Annotated in this window: 14 protein-coding genes; all 14 read left to right on the forward strand. The window is 70.3% G+C overall.

Going from position 1 to position 17,806, the window contains the following annotated elements; translation table 11 throughout:
- Positions 1-4 precede the first annotated feature (4 nt).
- The 14 genes from SZN_RS01750 to recQ all read left to right on the forward strand — a co-directional run bounded on the left by SZN_RS01750 (position 5) and on the right by recQ (position 17,769).
- A complete protein-coding gene (locus SZN_RS01750) occupies positions 5-559 on the forward strand; it encodes a NuoB/complex I 20 kDa subunit family protein (protein ID WP_007490930.1) in 555 nt (184 codons plus the stop codon).
- The gene (locus SZN_RS01755; RefSeq protein ID WP_007490932.1) at positions 556-1,299 is read left to right on the forward strand and encodes an NADH-quinone oxidoreductase subunit C; all 744 of its coding nucleotides are present in this window, start codon (positions 556-558) and stop codon (positions 1,297-1,299) included. Before SZN_RS01750 ends, SZN_RS01755 begins: the two co-directional genes overlap by 4 nt.
- Positions 1,296-2,618: an NADH-quinone oxidoreductase subunit D gene (locus SZN_RS01760; RefSeq protein WP_007490934.1), complete on the forward strand. Its 1,323-nt coding sequence runs from the start codon at positions 1,296-1,298 to the stop codon at positions 2,616-2,618. The genes SZN_RS01755 and SZN_RS01760 overlap by 4 nt, the downstream gene beginning before the upstream one ends.
- Entirely contained in the window at positions 2,615-3,478 is an 864-nt protein-coding gene (gene nuoE / locus SZN_RS01765; protein WP_007490937.1) for an NADH-quinone oxidoreductase subunit NuoE, read from the forward strand. Before SZN_RS01760 ends, nuoE begins: the two co-directional genes overlap by 4 nt.
- Positions 3,478-4,827, forward strand: coding sequence for an NADH-quinone oxidoreductase subunit NuoF (gene nuoF, locus SZN_RS01770; RefSeq protein WP_007490939.1), 1,350 nt, complete (start codon positions 3,478-3,480; stop codon positions 4,825-4,827). The genes nuoE and nuoF overlap by 1 nt, the downstream gene beginning before the upstream one ends.
- Positions 4,824-7,328, forward strand: coding sequence for an NADH-quinone oxidoreductase subunit G (locus SZN_RS01775; RefSeq protein ID WP_043727467.1), 2,505 nt, complete (start codon positions 4,824-4,826; stop codon positions 7,326-7,328). The genes nuoF and SZN_RS01775 overlap by 4 nt, the downstream gene beginning before the upstream one ends.
- Positions 7,325-8,689 (forward strand): NADH-quinone oxidoreductase subunit NuoH, encoded by a 1,365-nt coding sequence (gene nuoH / locus SZN_RS01780; RefSeq protein WP_007490941.1) that lies wholly within the window; start codon positions 7,325-7,327, stop codon positions 8,687-8,689. The genes SZN_RS01775 and nuoH overlap by 4 nt, the downstream gene beginning before the upstream one ends.
- Positions 8,682-9,323: an NADH-quinone oxidoreductase subunit NuoI gene (gene nuoI, locus SZN_RS01785; protein WP_007490942.1), complete on the forward strand. Its 642-nt coding sequence runs from the start codon at positions 8,682-8,684 to the stop codon at positions 9,321-9,323. The genes nuoH and nuoI overlap by 8 nt, the downstream gene beginning before the upstream one ends.
- Positions 9,320-10,162 (forward strand): NADH-quinone oxidoreductase subunit J, encoded by an 843-nt coding sequence (locus SZN_RS01790; protein ID WP_007490943.1) that lies wholly within the window; start codon positions 9,320-9,322, stop codon positions 10,160-10,162. The genes nuoI and SZN_RS01790 overlap by 4 nt, the downstream gene beginning before the upstream one ends.
- A complete protein-coding gene (gene nuoK, locus SZN_RS01795; RefSeq protein ID WP_007490944.1) occupies positions 10,159-10,458 on the forward strand; it encodes an NADH-quinone oxidoreductase subunit NuoK in 300 nt (99 codons plus the stop codon). The genes SZN_RS01790 and nuoK overlap by 4 nt, the downstream gene beginning before the upstream one ends.
- A gap of 16 nt (positions 10,459-10,474) precedes the next feature.
- A complete protein-coding gene (gene nuoL, locus SZN_RS01800; protein WP_007490945.1) occupies positions 10,475-12,388 on the forward strand; it encodes an NADH-quinone oxidoreductase subunit L in 1,914 nt (637 codons plus the stop codon).
- Positions 12,389-12,393: 5 nt separating this feature from the next.
- Positions 12,394-13,965, forward strand: a complete 1,572-nt coding sequence (locus SZN_RS01805) for an NADH-quinone oxidoreductase subunit M (RefSeq protein ID WP_007490946.1) — start codon at positions 12,394-12,396, stop codon at positions 13,963-13,965.
- Positions 13,962-15,611: an NADH-quinone oxidoreductase subunit NuoN gene (nuoN, locus tag SZN_RS01810; protein WP_007490947.1), complete on the forward strand. Its 1,650-nt coding sequence runs from the start codon at positions 13,962-13,964 to the stop codon at positions 15,609-15,611. Before SZN_RS01805 ends, nuoN begins: the two co-directional genes overlap by 4 nt.
- 157 nt (positions 15,612-15,768) lie before the next feature.
- A complete protein-coding gene (recQ, locus tag SZN_RS01815; RefSeq protein WP_043727539.1) occupies positions 15,769-17,769 on the forward strand; it encodes a DNA helicase RecQ in 2,001 nt (666 codons plus the stop codon).
- Positions 17,770-17,806 lie beyond the last annotated feature (37 nt).

Below are 17,806 nucleotides of genomic sequence, written 5' to 3' on the forward strand. Positions count from 1 at the left end.
AGACATGGGACTCGAAGAAAAGCTGCCGAGCGGATTCCTGCTGACCACCGTCGAGCAGGCCGCGGGCTGGGTGCGCAAGGCGTCCGTCTTCCCGGCCACCTTCGGCCTCGCGTGCTGCGCCATCGAGATGATGACGACCGGCGCCGGCCGTTACGACCTGGCCCGCTTCGGCATGGAGGTCTTCCGCGGATCGCCGCGCCAGGCCGACCTGATGATCGTCGCCGGCCGGGTCAGCCAGAAGATGGCGCCGGTCCTCCGGCAGGTCTACGACCAGATGCCGAACCCCAAGTGGGTGATCTCCATGGGGGTCTGCGCCTCCTCGGGCGGCATGTTCAACAACTACGCGATCGTCCAGGGCGTCGACCACGTCGTCCCCGTCGACATCTATCTCCCGGGCTGCCCGCCGCGGCCCGAGATGCTGTTGGACGCCATCCTCAAGCTGCACCAGAAGATCCAGGGCTCCAAGCTCGGCGTGAACGCGGAGGAGGCTGCCCGTGAGGCGGAGGAAGCGGCGCTCAAGGCCCTGCCCACGATCGAGATGAAGGGGCTGTTGCGGTGAGCGACGCCAACGGCACCAACGGGGCCAACCCGGAGAAGGACCTCTCCGCCTCCAACCTCCCGGGCCAGCGCGGCGAGGGCGGCGAGGAGATCCGCGTCCAGCGCGGCATGTTCGGCGCCGCGGGTGGCGGCGACACCTCGGGATACGGCGGGCTCGTCCGCTCGGTCCGCCTCCCGGGAGCCGCCTCCCGCCCCTACGGCGGCTGGTTCGACGAGGTCGCCGACGAACTGGAGGGCGCGCTGGAGGAGCAGGGCCTCCTCCCGGCCGACGCCCTCGGCAGGACGGTCGTCGACCGCGGTGAGATCACCTTCCACGTCGAGCGCGAGCACCTGGTCCGCGTCGCCCGCACCCTGCGCGACGACCCGGCCCTGCGCTTCGAACTGTGCACGGGAGTCAGCGCGGTCCACTACCCCAACGACAAGGGCCGCGAGCTGCACGCCGTCTACCACCTGCGCTCGATCACCCACAACCGGCTGATCCGCCTGGAAGTCAGCGCCCCGGACGGCGACCCGCACATCCCGTCCCTGGTCCCCGTCTACCCGACGAACGACTGGCACGAGCGCGAGACGTACGACTTCTTCGGCATCGTCTTCGACGGTCACCCGGCCCTGACGCGGATCATGATGCCGGACGACTGGCAGGGCCATCCGCAGCGCAAGGACTATCCCCTCGGCGGCATCCCCGTCGAGTACAAGGGCGCCCAGATCCCGGCTCCGGACCAGCGGAGGTCGTACTCGTGAGCACGCAGTCAGCATCGGCCCGCGAGACCACCGAGGGAACCGTCTACACGGTCACCGGTGGCGACTGGGACGAGGTCGTCGAGTCCGCGGCCCGCGCCGACGACGAGCGCATCGTCGTCAACATGGGCCCCCAGCACCCCTCCACGCACGGCGTGCTGCGCCTGATCCTGGAGATCGAGGGCGAGACCGTCACGGAGGCCCGGTGCGGCATCGGCTACCTCCACACCGGCATCGAGAAGAACCTCGAGTACCGGACCTGGACGCAGGGCACCACGTTCGTGACGCGCATGGACTACCTGACGTCCTTCTTCAACGAGACCGCCTACTGCCTCGCCGTCGAGAAACTCCTCGGCATCGAGGACCAGATCAGCGAGCGGGCCACGATCGTCCGGGTCCTCCTGATGGAGCTGAACCGGTTGTCCTCCCACCTCGTGTGCATCGCCACGGGAGGCATGGAGCTCGGCGCCACCACGATCATGATCTACGGATTCCGCGATCGTGAAATGATTCTCGACATCTACGAGCTCATCACGGGCCTGCGGATGAACCACGCGTACATCCGCCCCGGCGGACTCGCCCAGGACCTGCCGCCCGGCGCGGTGGACCAGATCCGCGAGTTCGTGAAGAAGATGCAGAAGAACCTCCCGGAGTACGACAAGCTCGCCACCGGGAACCCCATCTTCAAGGCCCGTATGCAGGACGTCGGTTACCTCGACCTGGCCGGCTGCATGGCCCTCGGCGCCACCGGCCCGATCCTGCGCTCCACCGGCCTGCCGCACGACCTGCGCAAGGCGCAGCCCTACTGCGACTACGAGACCTACGACTTCGAGGTCCCCACCGCCGACACCTGCGACTCCTACGGGCGCTTCCTGATCCGCCTGGAGGAGATGCGCGAGTCGCTCCGGATCGTCGAGCAGTGCCTGGACCGGCTCCAGCCGGGCCCGGTCATGGTCGCCGACAAGAAGATCGCCTGGCCCGCCCAGCTCGCCCTGGGACCCGACGGGCTCGGCAACTCCCTCGACCACATCAAGAAGATCATGGGCACCTCCATGGAGGCCCTGATCCACCACTTCAAGCTGGTCACCGAGGGCTTCCGCGTCCCGCCGGGACAGGCGTACGCGGCCGTCGAGTCGCCCAAGGGCGAACTCGGGGTGCACGCCGTGTCCGACGGCGGCACCCGCCCCTACCGGGTCCACTTCCGCGACCCGTCCTTCACCAACCTTCAGGCCATGGCGGCGATGTGCGAGGGCGGCCAGGTCGCCGACGTCATCGTCGCCGTCGCGTCCATCGACCCCGTGATGGGAGGCGTCGACCGGTGACCACCTCATCTTCCGAGCGGGGCGTCAGCCTGGGCATGCCGCACCTGCCCGCGCCCGGCTACCCGGACGACGTCCGAGAGCGTCTGGAGGCGGACGCGCGCGTCGTGATCGCCCGCTACCCGGACTCCCGCTCCGCCCTGCTGCCGCTGCTGCACCTCGTGCAGTCCGAGGAGGGCCATGTCACCCGCACCGGCATGCAGTTCTGCGCCGAGGTGCTGGGCCTGACCACGGCCGAGGTCACCGCGGTCGCCACCTTCTACTCCATGTACCGGCGCAAGCCGAGCGGGGACTACCAGGTGGGCGTGTGCACCAACACCCTGTGCGCGGTGATGGGCGGTGACGCGATCTTCGAGGAGCTCCAGGAGCACCTGGGCGTCGGCAACGGCGAGACCACCGGCGACGGCAAGGTCACCCTGGAGCACATCGAGTGCAACGCGGCCTGCGACTTCGCGCCGGTCGTGATGGTGAACTGGGAGTTCTTCGACAACCAGACACCCGCCAGCGCCAAGAGCCTGGTCGACGACCTGCGCGCGGGGCGGACCGTCGAGCCCACCCGCGGGGCCCGGCTGTGCACCTTCAAGGAGACCGCGCGCATCCTCGCCGGCTTCCCCGACGAACGCCCCGGCGCCGTCGAGGAGAGCGGCAGCGCGGGACCCGCCTCCCTGGTCGGCCTGCGGCTGGCCAAGGGCGAGGCCGGGCCCGCGCGCGTGGTCCACCCGCGCGACGGCGGCCCGCACCCGCAGGGCACGCCGCACGAGCCGTCCCCGACCGAGCACCTCAGTTCTCACGACGCGCCGCACGACACGTCGGCATCCGACCCCGCCCACCCGGCGGGGCCTGTCGCCGAGGAGGGGGAGTGATGACATTGGCACCCGAGCTGAAGGAAAACAGTCCCGAGGAGCTGCTCGCACCCGTGCTGTCGGCCTTCTGGGACGAGGACAGGTCCTGGTCGCTGGACGTCTACCGGCGGCACGACGGCTACGAGGGCCTGCGCAAGGCGCTCGCCATGTCGCCGGACGACCTCATCGCGTACGTGAAGGACTCCGGTCTGCGCGGACGCGGCGGCGCCGGGTTCCCCACCGGAATGAAGTGGCAGTTCATTCCGCAGGGCGACGGCAAACCGCACTATCTAGTTGTCAACGCCGACGAGTCGGAGCCGGGGACCTGCAAGGACATCCCGCTCCTCTTCGCGAACCCGCACAGCCTCATCGAGGGCATCGTGATCGCGTGCTACGCCATCCGTTCGTCGCATGCCTTCATCTACGTGCGCGGTGAGGTCGTCCCCGTGCTGCGGCGGCTGCACGAGGCCGTCCGCGAGGCGTACGAGGCGGGCTACCTCGGCGAGAACGCCCTCGGCAGCGGACTCGGCCTCGAACTCACCGTGCACGCCGGCGCCGGCGCGTACATCTGCGGTGAGGAGACCGCGCTGCTCGACTCGCTCGAAGGCCGCCGCGGCCAACCGCGACTGCGTCCCCCCTTCCCGGCGGTGGCAGGTCTCTACGCCTGCCCCACTGTCGTGAACAACGTCGAGTCCATCGCGTCGGTTCCCGCGATCCTGCACCGGGGCAAGGACTGGTTCCGCTCGATGGGCAGCGAGAAGTCCCCGGGCTTCACGCTCTACTCGCTCAGCGGCCATGTCGTGAGCCCCGGCCAGTACGAGGCCCCGCTCGGCATCACCCTGCGCCAGCTGCTGGAGATGAGCGGCGGCATGCGCCCCGGCCACCGGCTGAAGTTCTGGACGCCCGGCGGCTCCTCCACACCGATGTTCACCGACGAGCACCTCGACGTCCCCCTCGACTACGAGGGGGTGGGCGCCGCCGGTTCCATGCTCGGCACCAAGGCGCTGCAGTGCTTCGACGAGACGACCTGCGTGGTGCGCGCCGTCACCCGCTGGACCGAGTTCTACGCCCACGAGTCCTGCGGCAAGTGCACCCCCTGCCGCGAGGGCACCTACTGGCTCGTGCAGCTGCTGCGCGACATCGAGGCCGGCAAGGGCGTGATGAGCGACCTCGACAAGCTGAACGACATCGCCGACAACATCAACGGCAAGTCGTTCTGCGCCCTCGGCGACGGCGCCGCCTCGCCGATCTTCTCCTCGCTCACGTACTTCCGCGAGGAGTACGAGCAGCACATCACGGGCCGCGGCTGCCCCTTCGACCCGGCCAGGTCGACGGTGTGGGCCGACAACCGCACGGAGGTGAACGCATGACTGTGACCACCAGCGCTCCCTCCGGAGGGGGAGAGACGGCGGTCCCGCCGGAAGATCTCGTGACGCTGACGATCGACGGCGCAGAGATCAGCGTGCCGAAGGGCACCCTGGTCATCCGGGCCGCCGAGGAACTCGGCATCGAGATCCCCCGGTTCTGCGACCACCCGCTCCTGGACCCGGCCGGCGCCTGCCGCCAGTGCATCGTCGAGGTCGAGGGCCAGCGCAAGCCGATGGCGTCCTGCACCATCACGTGCACGGACGGCATGGTCGTCAAGACGCACCTGACCTCGCCGGTCGCCGAGAAGGCCCAGCACGGGGTGATGGAGCTGCTGCTCATCAACCACCCGCTGGACTGCCCGGTCTGCGACAAGGGCGGCGAGTGCCCGCTGCAGAACCAGGCGATGTCGCACGGCCAGGCCGAGTCCCGCTTCGAGGGCCGCAAGCGCACCTACGAGAAGCCGGTGGCGATCTCCACGCAGGTGCTGCTCGACCGCGAGCGGTGCGTGCTGTGCGCCCGCTGCACCCGGTTCTCCAACCAGGTCGCGGGCGACCCGATGATCGAGCTGATCGAGCGCGGCGCCCTCCAGCAGGTCGGCACCGGCGAGGGCGACCCCTTCGCGTCGTACTTCTCCGGCAACACCATCCAGATCTGCCCGGTCGGCGCCCTCACCTCGGCGGCGTACCGGTTCCGCTCGCGCCCCTTCGACCTCGTCTCCTCGCCGTCGGTGTGCGAGCACTGCTCCGGCGGCTGCGCGACCCGTACCGACCACCGGCGCGGCAAGGTCATGCGCCGTCTCGCGGCCGAGGACCCCGAGGTCAACGAGGAGTGGATCTGCGACAAGGGCAGGTTCGCCTTCCGCTACGGCCAGCAGCGCGACCGGCTCCAGACGCCGCTCGTGCGCAACGCCGAGGGCGACCTCGAACCGGCCTCCTGGCCGGAGGCACTGCAGATCGCGGCTCAGGGCCTGCTCGCCTCCCGCGGCCGCACCGGCGTGCTGACGGGCGGCCGGCTCACCGTCGAGGACGCCTACGCGTACAGCAAGTTCGCGCGCGTGGCGCTCGACACCAACGACATCGACTTCCGCGCGCGGGCGCACAGCGCCGAGGAGGCCGACTTCCTCGCCGCGCGGATCGCGGGCCACGGCCGCGACCTCGACGGCAGGGGCGTCACCCACACCTCGCTGGAGAAGGCGCCGGCCGTCCTGCTCGTCGGGTTCGAGGCCGAGGAGGAGGCGCCCGGCGTCTTCCTGCGGCTGCGCAAGGGCTGGCGCAAGCACGGCCAGCGGGTCTTCTCGCTCGCCACGCACGCGACGCGCGGACTGACCAAGGCCGGCGGCACCCTGCTGCCCGCGGCCCCCGGCACCGAGACCGAGTGGCTGGACGCGCTCGCCGGCGGCGTCGGACTGGACGCGGACGGCGTCAAGGCGGCCGAGGCCCTGCGCGCCCCGGGCGCGGTGATCGTCGTCGGCGAACGGCTGGCGGGCGTGTCGGGCGGCCTCACCGCCGCCGTACGAGCCGCCTCTGCGACCGGCGCCGACCTGGTGTGGATCCCGCGCCGGGCCGGTGAGCGCGCCGCCGTCGAGGTCGGGGCGCTGCCGACGCTGCTGCCCGGCGGGCGCCCCGCGACCGACCCGCGCGCGCGGGACGAGGTCGCCGCCGTCTGGGGCGTCGCGAACCTCCCCACGCGCCACGGCCGCGACACCGGTCGGATCGTGGACGCCGCCGCGAGCGGCGAACTCCAGGCCCTGCTGGTCGCCGGCGTCGAGGTCGCCGACCTGCCGGACCCAGCGCGCGCGCGTGCCGCGCTCGCCGAGGTCGGGTTCGTGGTGTCGCTGGAGATCCGGCCGAGCGAGGTGACCGAACTCGCCGACGTCGTCCTGCCGGTCGCCGCGGTCGCCGAGAAGGCCGGCACCTTCCTCAACTGGGAAGGCAGGGTGCGCCTGTTCGAGGCCGCGCTCAAGCCCGAGCAGCTGACCCGCCGCCTCGCCCCGGCCGACGCCCGCGTCCTGCAGATGCTGGCCGACGCCATGGACGTGCACCTCGGCCTGCCCGATCTGCGCACCGTGCGCGCGGAGATCGACCGGCTCGCCGGCTGGGACGGCGCCCGGCCCGCCGAACCCGCCGGGAGCGCGTCCCAGTCGCCGCGGCCCGCGGCCGGCGAGGCCGTGCTGGCCGGACACCGGCTGCTGCTCGACCAGGGTCTGCTCCAGACCGGCGACGAGGCGCTGGCCGGCACCCGGCACGCCGCCCGCGCGCGCGTGTCGGCCGCCACGGCCGCGGAGGCCGGGGTGAAGGACGGCGACGTCCTCGCGGTGACCGGCCCGGCCGGCGCCGTCGAACTGCCCCTGGAGATCACGCAGATGCCCGACCGGGTGGTCTGGCTGCCCCTGAACTCGACGGGCGGCGGCGTCGCCTCCGACACCGGGGCGCTGCCCGGCTCACTCGTCCGCATCGGCCCGGCGACCCTCGCGTCCGAGGCCCCCGAGGAGGTGGAGGCATGAGCCCTTTCCTCGCCGCTGAAGACCTCTCGATGTTCGGCCGCGACCCCTGGTGGCTGGTCGTCGTCAAGGCGGTGTTCTGCTTCGCCTTCCTGATGGTGACCGTGCTGTTCTCCATCGTGTGGGAGCGCAAGGTCGTCGCCTGGATGCAGCTGCGCGTCGGCCCCAACCGCAACGGCCCCTGGGGCATGCTCCAGTCGCTCGCCGACGGCGTGAAGCTGATGCTGAAGGAAGACCTCATCGTCAAGCGCGCGGACAAGGTCGTCTACGTCCTCGCGCCGGTCGTCGCCGCCATCCCGGCGTTCATGGCGATCGCGGTGATCCCCTTCGGCCCGGCCGGCAACGAGGTCTCGATCTTCGGCCAGCGCACCACGATGCAGCTGACCGACCTGCCGATCGCGATGCTCTACATCCTCGCGGTCGCCTCGGTCGGCATCTACGGCATCGTCCTCGCGGGCTGGAGCTCGGGGTCCACCTACCCGCTGCTCGGCGGTCTGCGCTCCTGCGCGCAGATGATCTCCTACGAGATCGCGATGGGCGCCGCCTTCGCCTCGGTGTTCCTCTACTCCGGGTCGATGTCGACCTCGGCGATCGTCGAGGCGCAGCAGGACCGCTGGTACATCGTGCTGCTGCCGGTGTCGTTCCTGATCTACATCGTGACGATGGTGGGCGAGACCAACCGCGCCCCCTTCGACATGCCGGAGTCCGAGGGCGACCTGGTCGGCGGCTTCAACACCGAGTACTCGTCCATCAAGTTCGCGCTGTTCATGCTCGCCGAGTACGTGAACATGGTGACGGTCTCGGCCGTGTCGGTGACGCTCTTCCTGGGCGGCTGGCGGGCCCCGTACCCGGTCAGCACCTTCTGGGAGGGCGCCAACCACGGCTGGTGGCCGATGCTCTGGTTCGTGATCAAGGTGCAGTTGCTGCTGTTCTTCTTCATCTGGCTGCGCGGCACGCTCCCGCGCGTGCGCTACGACCAGCTGATGAAGCTCGGCTGGAAGGTCCTGATCCCGGTCTCCGTGGTCTGGCTGATGCTCGTCGCCACCATGCGCACGCTGCGCAACGAGAACTACGGCTTCGCCGACATCGCCCTCTACGTCGGAGGCGGCGTCCTCGCCCTGCTGCTGCTCTCCTTCCTCGCGGACCTGTTCCGCGAGCGGTCCGGGGCGGCCGGCGAACCACCGGAGGAACCCGCCGCGTTCGACCCGATGGCGGGTGGATTCCCGGTACCGCCCCTGCCCGGACAGGAACTTCCCCCGGTGCCCCGGCGCCGCTCGCACCGGGAGCGGGAGCTGATTGTCAGTGGTGGGCCCGATACTCAGAGTGACGGATCTCTGGAGCGAAAGGAGGCGTCCGATGGCTGAGGAGCCCAAGGAGACCAAGCCCGGTTTCCAGAACCCCGTGGCCGGCTTCGGCGTGACCTTCAAGGCCATGTTCAAGAAGCGGCTGACCGAGCAGTACCCGGAGCAGGAGAAGACCACCGCTCCCCGCTTCCACGGACGGCACCAGCTCAACCGCCATCCGGACGGCCTGGAGAAGTGCGTCGGCTGCGAGCTGTGCGCCTGGGCCTGCCCCGCCGACGCGATCTACGTCGAGGGCGCGGACAACACCGACGAGGAGCGCTACTCGCCGGGCGAGCGCTACGGCCGGGTGTACCAGATCAACTACGCCCGCTGCATCCTGTGCGGCCTGTGCATCGAGGCGTGCCCCACGCGCGCGCTGACGATGACCAACGAGTTCGAGCTGGCCGACTCCAGCCGCGCCAACCTGATCTACACCAAGGAGCAGTTGCTCGCCGGCCTCGACGAGGGCATGGTCGACTCGCCCCACGCCATCTACCCGGGCACCGACGAGCAGGACTACTACCGGGGCCTGGTGACGGAGGCCGCGCCGGGCACGACCCGGCAGGTCGCGCTCTCCCAGGGCGAGGTCCCGCAGGAGGCCGCCTCGACCGCCGGTGAGGACGAGCCGGCGTCCGGGAAGGTGACCGGCCGATGACGCAGCAGCTCGCCGCCTACTCCACCTCCACCGGAGAGGCGTTCCAGTTCTGGATCCTCGGCACCGTCGCCGTGATCGGCGCCCTGTGCACCGTCTTCATGAAGAAGGCCGTGCACAGCGCGCTCTGCCTCGCCGGGACCATGATCGTCCTGGCGGTCTTCTACCTCGCCAACGGCGCCTACTTCCTGGGCATCGTGCAGATCGTCGTCTACACCGGCGCGATCATGATGCTGTTCCTGTTCGTGGTGATGCTGGTCGGCGTCACGGCCGCGGACTCCCTGAAGGAGACCATCAAGGGCCAGCGCTGGCTGGCCCTGCTCTGCGGCCTCGGCTTCGGCATCCTGCTCGTCGCGGGCATCGGCAACGCCTCCCTGACCCAGTTCGACGGCCTCGCCGGGGCGAACGCGGGCGGCAACGTGGAGGGCCTCGCCACCCTCATCTTCACCAGGTACGTCTTCGCCTTCGAGATCACCGGCGCCCTGCTCATCACGGCCGCGATCGGCGCCATGGTGCTCACGCACCGCGAGCGCACCGAGCGCGCCCTCACCCAGCGCGAACTCGCCGAGCGGCGCGTGCGCGAGGGCAAGCACGTCCCGCCGCTGCCGGCCCCCGGCGTGTACGCCCGGCACAACGCCGTGGACATCGCGGGCCTGCTCCCCGACGGCACCCCCTCCGAGCTCACGGTCAGCAAGACCCTGCGCGAGCGCGGCCAGATCCGGGACGTGTCGACGGAGGCGCTCAACGACCTGCGGGCGCTGGAGCAGCGCGCGGAGGAGCGGCTGGAGCGGACCGGGATCGAGCCGACGACCTTCAAGCGGCCCGAGGAGGCGTCGAAGTGAACCCGGTCAACTACATCTACCTCGCCGCCGTGCTGTTCACGATCGGCGCCACCGGGGTCCTCATCAGGCGCAACGCCATCGTCGTCTTCATGTGCATCGAGCTGATGCTCAACGCCTGCAACCTCACGCTCGTCGCCTTCTCCCGGATGCACGGCAACCTGGACGGCCAGATCATCGCCTTCTTCACGATGGTCGTCGCCGCCGCGGAGGTCGTGGTCGGTCTGGCGATCATCGTGTCGCTGTTCCGTTCCCGCCACTCGGCCTCGGTCGACGACGCCAGCCTGATGAAGCTCTGAGGGGTCGGAAAGAATCGTGGAGAACCTGATCGCGCTGCTGATCGCGGCGCCCTTGCTCGGAGCGGCCGTACTGCTGTGCGGCGGCCGGCGGCTCGATGCCGTCGGCCACTGGATCGGCACGCTCCTGTCGTTCCTCTCCTTCGCCTTCGGCGTGGCGCTCTTCGCCGACCTGCTGGGAAGGGGCGCGCAGGACCGCACCCTGACGAGCCGTCTGTTCAGCTGGATCCCCGTCGAGGGCTTCCAGGCGGACATCGCCTTCCGGCTCGACCAGCTGTCGATGACGTTCGTCCTGCTGATCACCGGCGTCGGCTCGCTCATCCATGTGTACTCGATCGGATACATGGAGCACGACGAGCGCCGGCGCCGCTTCTTCGGCTATCTCAACCTGTTCCTCGCGGCGATGCTGCTCCTCGTCCTCGCCGACAACTACCTCCTGCTGTACGTCGGCTGGGAGGGCGTGGGTCTCGCGTCCTACCTCCTGATCGGCTTCTGGCAGCACAAGCCCAGCGCCGCCACCGCCGCGAAGAAGGCATTCCTGGTCAACCGCGTCGGCGACATGGGCCTGTCGATCGCGATCATGATGATGTTCCTGTGGTTCGGGAGCTTCGCCTTCGGCCCGGTGCTGGGCGGCGAGGGGGAGCCCGGCCTGGTCGGTGACGCGAGCGAGGGCAGGCTCACCGCGATCGGCCTGATGCTGCTCCTCGCCGCGTGCGGCAAGTCGGCCCAGGTGCCGCTGCAGTCCTGGCTCGGGGACGCGATGGAGGGCCCGACCCCGGTCTCGGCCCTCATCCACGCTGCGACCATGGTGACCGCGGGCGTCTACCTGATCGTCCGCTCCGGCGCCATCTTCAACGCCGCGCCGGACGCACAGCTGGTGGTCACCATCGTCGGCACCGTCACGCTCCTGTTCGGTGCGATCGTCGGTTGCGCGAAGGACGACATCAAGAAGGCGCTGGCCGGCTCGACCATGTCGCAGATCGGCTACATGGTCCTGGCCGCGGGCCTCGGCCCCATCGGCTACGTCTTCGCGATCATGCACCTGGTGACGCACGGCTTCTTCAAGGCCGGGCTGTTCCTCGGCGCAGGCTCGGTCATGCACGGCATGAACGACGAGGTCGACATGCGCAAGTACGGCGGTCTGCGCAGGTACATGCCGGTCACGTTCATCACCTTCGGCCTCGGCTATCTCGCCATCATCGGCTTCCCCGGTCTGTCCGGCTTCTTCTCCAAGGACATGATCATCGAGGCGGCGTTCGCCAAGGGCGGCACCGAGGGCTGGATCCTCGGCACGTGCGCGCTGCTGGGCGCGGCCATCACCGCGTACTACATGACGCGCGTGATGCTGATGACGTTCTTCGGCGAGAAGCGCTGGCAGCCGGACGAGAAGGGCAACGAGCCGCACCCGCACGAGTCGCCCAGGACCATGACGATCCCCATGATCGTGCTGGCCGTCGGCTCGGTCGCGGGCGGCGCGTTCTTCAGCATCGGCGACCGCTTCGTCGGATGGCTGGAGCCCGTCACCGGCCTCGAACACGGCAATCCGCCGATCAGCGCGGGCGTGGTCACCGGCGCCACCGTCACCTGCATGGTCATCGGTGTCGCCCTCGCCTACGCCCAGTACGGGCGCCGGCCCGTCCCGGCCGTGGCCCCGCGCGGGTCGCTGCTCACCCGGGCCGCCCGCCGCGACCTGTACCAGGACGACTTCAACCACGTCGTCCTGGTCCGCGGCGGCGAGCACCTCACGCGCTCCCTGGTCTACGTCGACCACACCCTGGTCGACGGGGTGGTCAACGGCACGGCGGCCTCGGTCGGCGGACTGTCCGGGCGGATGCGCAGGCTCCAGAACGGCTTCGTGCGGTCGTACGCGGTCTCGATGTTCGGCGGTGCGGCGCTCATCGTCGCCGCGACCCTGCTGATGAGGGCGGTCTGATACCGATGTCCTTTCCTCTGCTGACAGCCACGGCGGTGCTCCCGGCGATCGGGGCCATCGCCACGGCGGCCGTGCCGGCCAAGCGGCGCACCGCCGCCAAATGGCTCGCGCTGCTCGTCTCGCTCGGCACGCTCGCCCTCGCGATCGTCATCGCGGTCCGCTTCGACCCGGGCGGCGACCGCTACCAGCTCACCGAATCCCGTTCCTGGATCGCCGAGTTCGGGGTCCGCTACGAACTCGGCGTGGACGGCATCGGGGTCGCGCTGATCGCGCTGACCGCCCTGCTGATGCCCTTCATCATCCTCGCGGGCTGGCACGACGCCGACCCGCTGGAGACCGGAAGCAGGCGCTGGCGGCCCACCCAGGGCTTCTTCGCCCTGATCCTGGCCGTCGAGGCGATGGTGATCATCTCCTTCGCGGCCACCGACGTCTTCCTCTTCTACATCTTCTTCGAAGCCATGCTCATCCCGATGTACTTCCTCATCGGCGGCTTCGGGGACCGGGCCCACGAGCACGGCGAGAAGGCGGCCTCGACGCAACGGTCGTACGCCGCGGTGAAGTTCCTGCTCTACAACCTGGCCGGCGGTCTGATCATGCTGGCCGCGGTGATCGGCCTGTACGTGGTCGCCGGGAACTTCAGCCTCCAGGAGATCGCCGCGGCCCGCGCCAACGGCACGCTGGACATGGCGACGAACACCGAACGCTGGCTGTTCCTCGGCTTCTTCTTCGCCTTCGCGGTGAAGGCGCCGCTGTGGCCGCTGCACACCTGGCTGCCCAACGCGATGGGGGAGGCCACCGCGCCGGTCGCCGTCCTCATCACGGCGGTCGTCGACAAGGTCGGCACCTTCGCGATGCTCCGCTTCTGCCTCCAGCTCTTCCCGGAGGCCAGCAAGTGGGCGACGCCCGCGATCCTCGTCCTCGCGCTGATCAGCATCGTCTACGGGGCGCTGCTCGCGGTCGGCCAGCGGGACATGAAGCGCCTGATCGCGTACGCGTCGATCTCGCACTTCGGCTTCATCATCATGGGCATCTTCGCGATGACCAGCCAGGGCCAGTCCGGAGCGACGCTCTACATGGTCAACCACGGCATCTCGACAGCCGCGCTGCTGCTGGTGGCCGGCTTCCTGATCACCCGGCGCGGCTCACGGCTCATCGCCGACTACGGCGGGGTGCAGAAGGTCGCGCCGGTGCTCGCCGGCACCTTCCTGATCGGCGGCCTCGCGACCCTGTCGCTACCGGGACTGGCGCCGTTCGTCAGTGAGTTCCTGGTCCTGGTCGGCACCTTCACGCGGTATCCCGTGATCGGCATCATCGCCACCTTCGGCATCGTGCTCGCCGCGCTCTACGTCCTCGTCCTCTACCAGCGGACGATGACGGGCCCGGTGAAACCGGAGGTCGCCACGATGCCCGACCTCAGGGTGCGCGAGATCGCGGTCGTCGCCCCGCTGGTCGTACTGCTGGTCTTCCTGGGCGTGTATCCGAAGCCCCTGACGGACATCGTCAACCCGGCGGTCGAGAAGACCATGTCCGACGTACAGAAGAAGGACCCCCAGCCCGAGGTGGAGGCGGCCAAGTGAGCGCATCAGCCGTCCACAGCCTGTGGACAACCGCGGCCGACCCGATCTCGAAGATCGACACGCCGAAGATCGAGTACGGACAGCTCTCGCCCACCCTGATCGTCGTCGGCGCGGCGATCATCGGAGTGCTGATCGAGGCCGTGGTGCCGCGCAGGTCGCGGTACCACGTCCAGGTGTTCCTCGCCGCCGTGGCGCTCGTCGCGTCCTTCGCCGCGGTCGTCGCGCTGGCGGCCGGCGGCTACGCCACGACCAAGTCGGGCATCGTCGCCATGGGAGCGATCGCCGTCGACGGCCCCGCCCTCTTCCTCCAGGGCACGATCCTGCTGGCGGCCCTGGTCGGCCTGTTCACCTTCGCCGAGCGCCGCCTCGATCCGGAGGCCCACGGCAACCGCGTCGACTCCTTCGCCGCGCAGGCCGCGTCGGTGCCGGGCAGCGACAGCGAGAAGGCCGCCGTGAAGGCCGGGTTCACCACCACCGAGGTGTTCCCGCTGCTGATGTTCGCCGTCGCCGGCATGCTGGTCTTCCCGGCGGCCAACGACCTGCTGACGCTGTTCATCGCCCTGGAAGTGTTCTCGCTCCCGCTCTACCTGATGTGCGCTCTCGCCCGCCGAAAGCGGCTGATGTCGCAGGAGGCCGCGGTCAAGTACTTCCTGCTGGGAGCCTTCGCGTCCGCGTTCACTCTGTTCGGCATCGCCCTGCTGTACGGATACGCGGGCTCCGTGTCGTACGCCACGATCGCCCAGGTCGTCGACGGCACCGTCCCCGACGTCACACCGGCGCTCGCGGACACCATGGGCAACGACGCGCTGCTGCTGATCGGCGCCGCCATGATCGTCATGGGGCTGCTGTTCAAGGTGGGCGCGGTGCCGTTCCACATGTGGACCCCGGACGTCTACCAGGGCGCGCCGACTCCGGTGACCGGCTTCATGGCGGCCGCCACCAAGGTCGCCGCCTTCGGCGCGCTGCTGCGCATCCTGTACGTGGTGCTGCCCGGCCTGCGCTGGGACTGGCGGCCGGTCATGTGGGGCGTGGCGATCGTCACCATGCTGGGCGGCGCCATCGTCGCGATCACCCAGACCGACATCAAGCGGCTGCTGGCGTACTCCTCGATCGCGCACGCGGGCTTCATCCTCGCGGGTGTCATCGCGGCCACGCCGGACGGGGTGTCGTCCGTCCTGTTCTACCTGGCCGCGTACTCGTTCGTGACGATCGGCGCGTTCGCGGTGGTCACACTGGTGCGCGACGCGGGCGGCGAGGCCACGCACCTGTCCAAGTGGGCCGGTCTCGGCCGCCGTTCGCCGCTGGTCGCGGCCGTGTTCGCGGTGTTCCTGCTGGCGTTCGCGGGCATCCCGCTGACCTCCGGCTTCGCGGGGAAGTTCGCCGTGTTCAAGGCGGCGGCCGAGGGCGGGGCGGCTCCGCTGGTCGTGGTCGGTGTGATCTCGTCCGCGATCGCCGCGTTCTTCTACATCCGCGTCATCGTGCTGATGTTCTTCAGCGAGCCGACGCCGGAAGGACCGACGGTCGCCGTGCCGTCGCCGCTGACGACGACCGCGATCGGCGTCGGTGTGGCGGTCACGCTGGTGCTCGGGGTGGCGCCGCAGTACTTCCTGGACCTGGCGAACCGGGCGGGCGTGTTCGTGCGCTGACCTCCGGCGCCCCGCGCACGGCGGCGGCCCGGTTCCCCTGGGGGAGCCGGGCCGCCGCCGTGTGACGGGGAGAGCCTGTGGACAACCGCCGTGACTGTCGGTGCGTGCCCCTATCGTGGAGGCAGTGGTCGAGGGACGACGTGCGGGGGACATGGCGATGGGTGCGACGGGTGGGATCAGTCAGATGCCGACGGTGACCGAGCCGGCGGGGACCGGTGCGAGCGAGGCGCTGGCCACGCTGCACCGGGTCTTCGGGTACGACGCCTTCCGGGGCGAGCAGGAATCCGTCATCGAGCATGTGGTGGCCGGCGGTGACGCCGTCGTGCTCATGCCGACCGGCGGCGGCAAGTCGCTCTGCTACCAGATCCCCGCCCTGGTCAGACCGGGCACCGGTGTGGTCGTCTCGCCGCTGATCGCGCTGATGCAGGACCAGGTCGACGCGCTGCGGGCGCTCGGCGTGCGGGCCGGGTTCATGAACTCCACCCAGGACTTCGACGAGCGCCGGACGGTGGAGGCGGAGTACCTCGCCGGGGAGCTGGACCTGCTCTACCTCGCCCCCGAGCGGCTGCGCCTCGACTCGACGCTGAACCTGCTCTCGCGCGGCAGGATCGCGGTGTTCGCCATCGACGAGGCGCACTGCGTGTCGCAGTGGGGCCACGACTTCCGTCCCGACTACCTGGCCCTGTCCCTGCTGGGCGAGCGCTGGCCGGACGTCCCGCGGATCGCGCTCACGGCGACGGCCACCGACGCCACCCACCAGGAGATCACCCAGCGTCTGGGCATGCCCTCGGCCCGGCACTTCGTGGCGAGCTTCGACCGGCCCAACATTCAGTACCGGGTCGTGCCGAAGGCGGACCCGAAGAAGCAGCTGCTGGGCTTCCTGCGCGAGGAGCACGCGGGGGACGCGGGCATCGTGTACTGCCTGTCGCGCAAGTCGGTCGAGGCGACGGCGGAGTTCCTCTCGCGCAACGGCGTGGAGGCGGTGCCGTACCACGCGGGCCTGGACGCGGGCACACGCGCGGCCCACCAGTCCCGCTTCCTCCGGGAGGAAGGGCTCGTCGTGGTCGCGACCATCGCCTTCGGCATGGGCATCGACAAGCCCGACGTCCGGTTCGTGGCCCACCTCGACCTGCCGAAGTCCGTGGAGGGCTACTACCAGGAGACGGGCCGCGCCGGCCGGGACGGCCTGCCCTCCACGGCCTGGATGGCGTACGGCCTCAACGACGTCATCCAGCAGCGCAAGCTGATCCAGTCGGGCGAGGGCGACGAGGCGTTCCGGCGGCGGGCGGCCGCGCACCTGGACTCGATGCTGGCGCTGTGCGAGACGGCCCGGTGCCGGCGCGGCCAGCTGCTCGCCTACTTCGGCCAGGACCCCGACGCGTCCGGCTGCGGCAACTGCGACACCTGTCTGACGCCCCCCGAGACCTGGGACGGCACGGTCGCGGCGCAGAAGGTGCTGTCGACGGTGGTGCGGCTGCAGCGCGAGCGGGGCCAGAAGTTCGGGGCCGTGCAGATCGTCGACATCCTGCTGGGCCGGCGTACCGCGAAGGTGATCCAGTTCGACCACGACCAGCTGTCCGTGTTCGGCATCGGCGAGGAGCAGGACGAGGCCGAGTGGCGGGGCGTCGTCCGCCAGCTCCTCGCCCAGGGCCTGCTCGCCGTCGAAGGCGAGTACGGCACGCTCGTGCTCACGGAGGCGAGCGGATCGGTGCTGCGGCGCGAGCGGGAGGTGCCGCTGCGCAAGGAGCCGAAGCGGCCGACGGCCGCCCGTTCGGGGTCGGGTTCCTCGCGCGGGGACCGCAAGGCCAGGGCCGCCGCCGCGGAGCTCCCGGAGCAGCTGGTGCCCGCCTTCGAGGCGCTGCGGGCCTGGCGCGCCGAACAGGCCCGCGAGCAGGGGGTCCCGGCGTATGTGATCTTCCACGACGCGACCCTGCGGGAGATCGTGACGGTGTGGCCGGACTCGGTGCGCGAGCTGGGCACGGTCGGCGGCGTCGGCGAGAAGAAGCTGGCGACGTACGGCGAGGGCGTCCTCGCGACGCTGCGGTCCGCACGCGGGGAGCAGGACGGTCCGGCCGCCGCCGGGGCGGCCGAGTCCGATCCGGGCGCCGACGACTGGTCCGAGCCCGAGCCGGAGGAGCCGGAGGACTGGGACCGGTAGGCAGCCCGGCCCGGCGGGCGCGGCTCCCGCGGGCGGG

This window comes from Streptomyces zinciresistens K42 (assembly GCF_000225525.1).
In the GTDB taxonomy this organism is placed as follows: Bacteria; Actinomycetota; Actinomycetes; order Streptomycetales; family Streptomycetaceae; genus Streptomyces; species Streptomyces zinciresistens.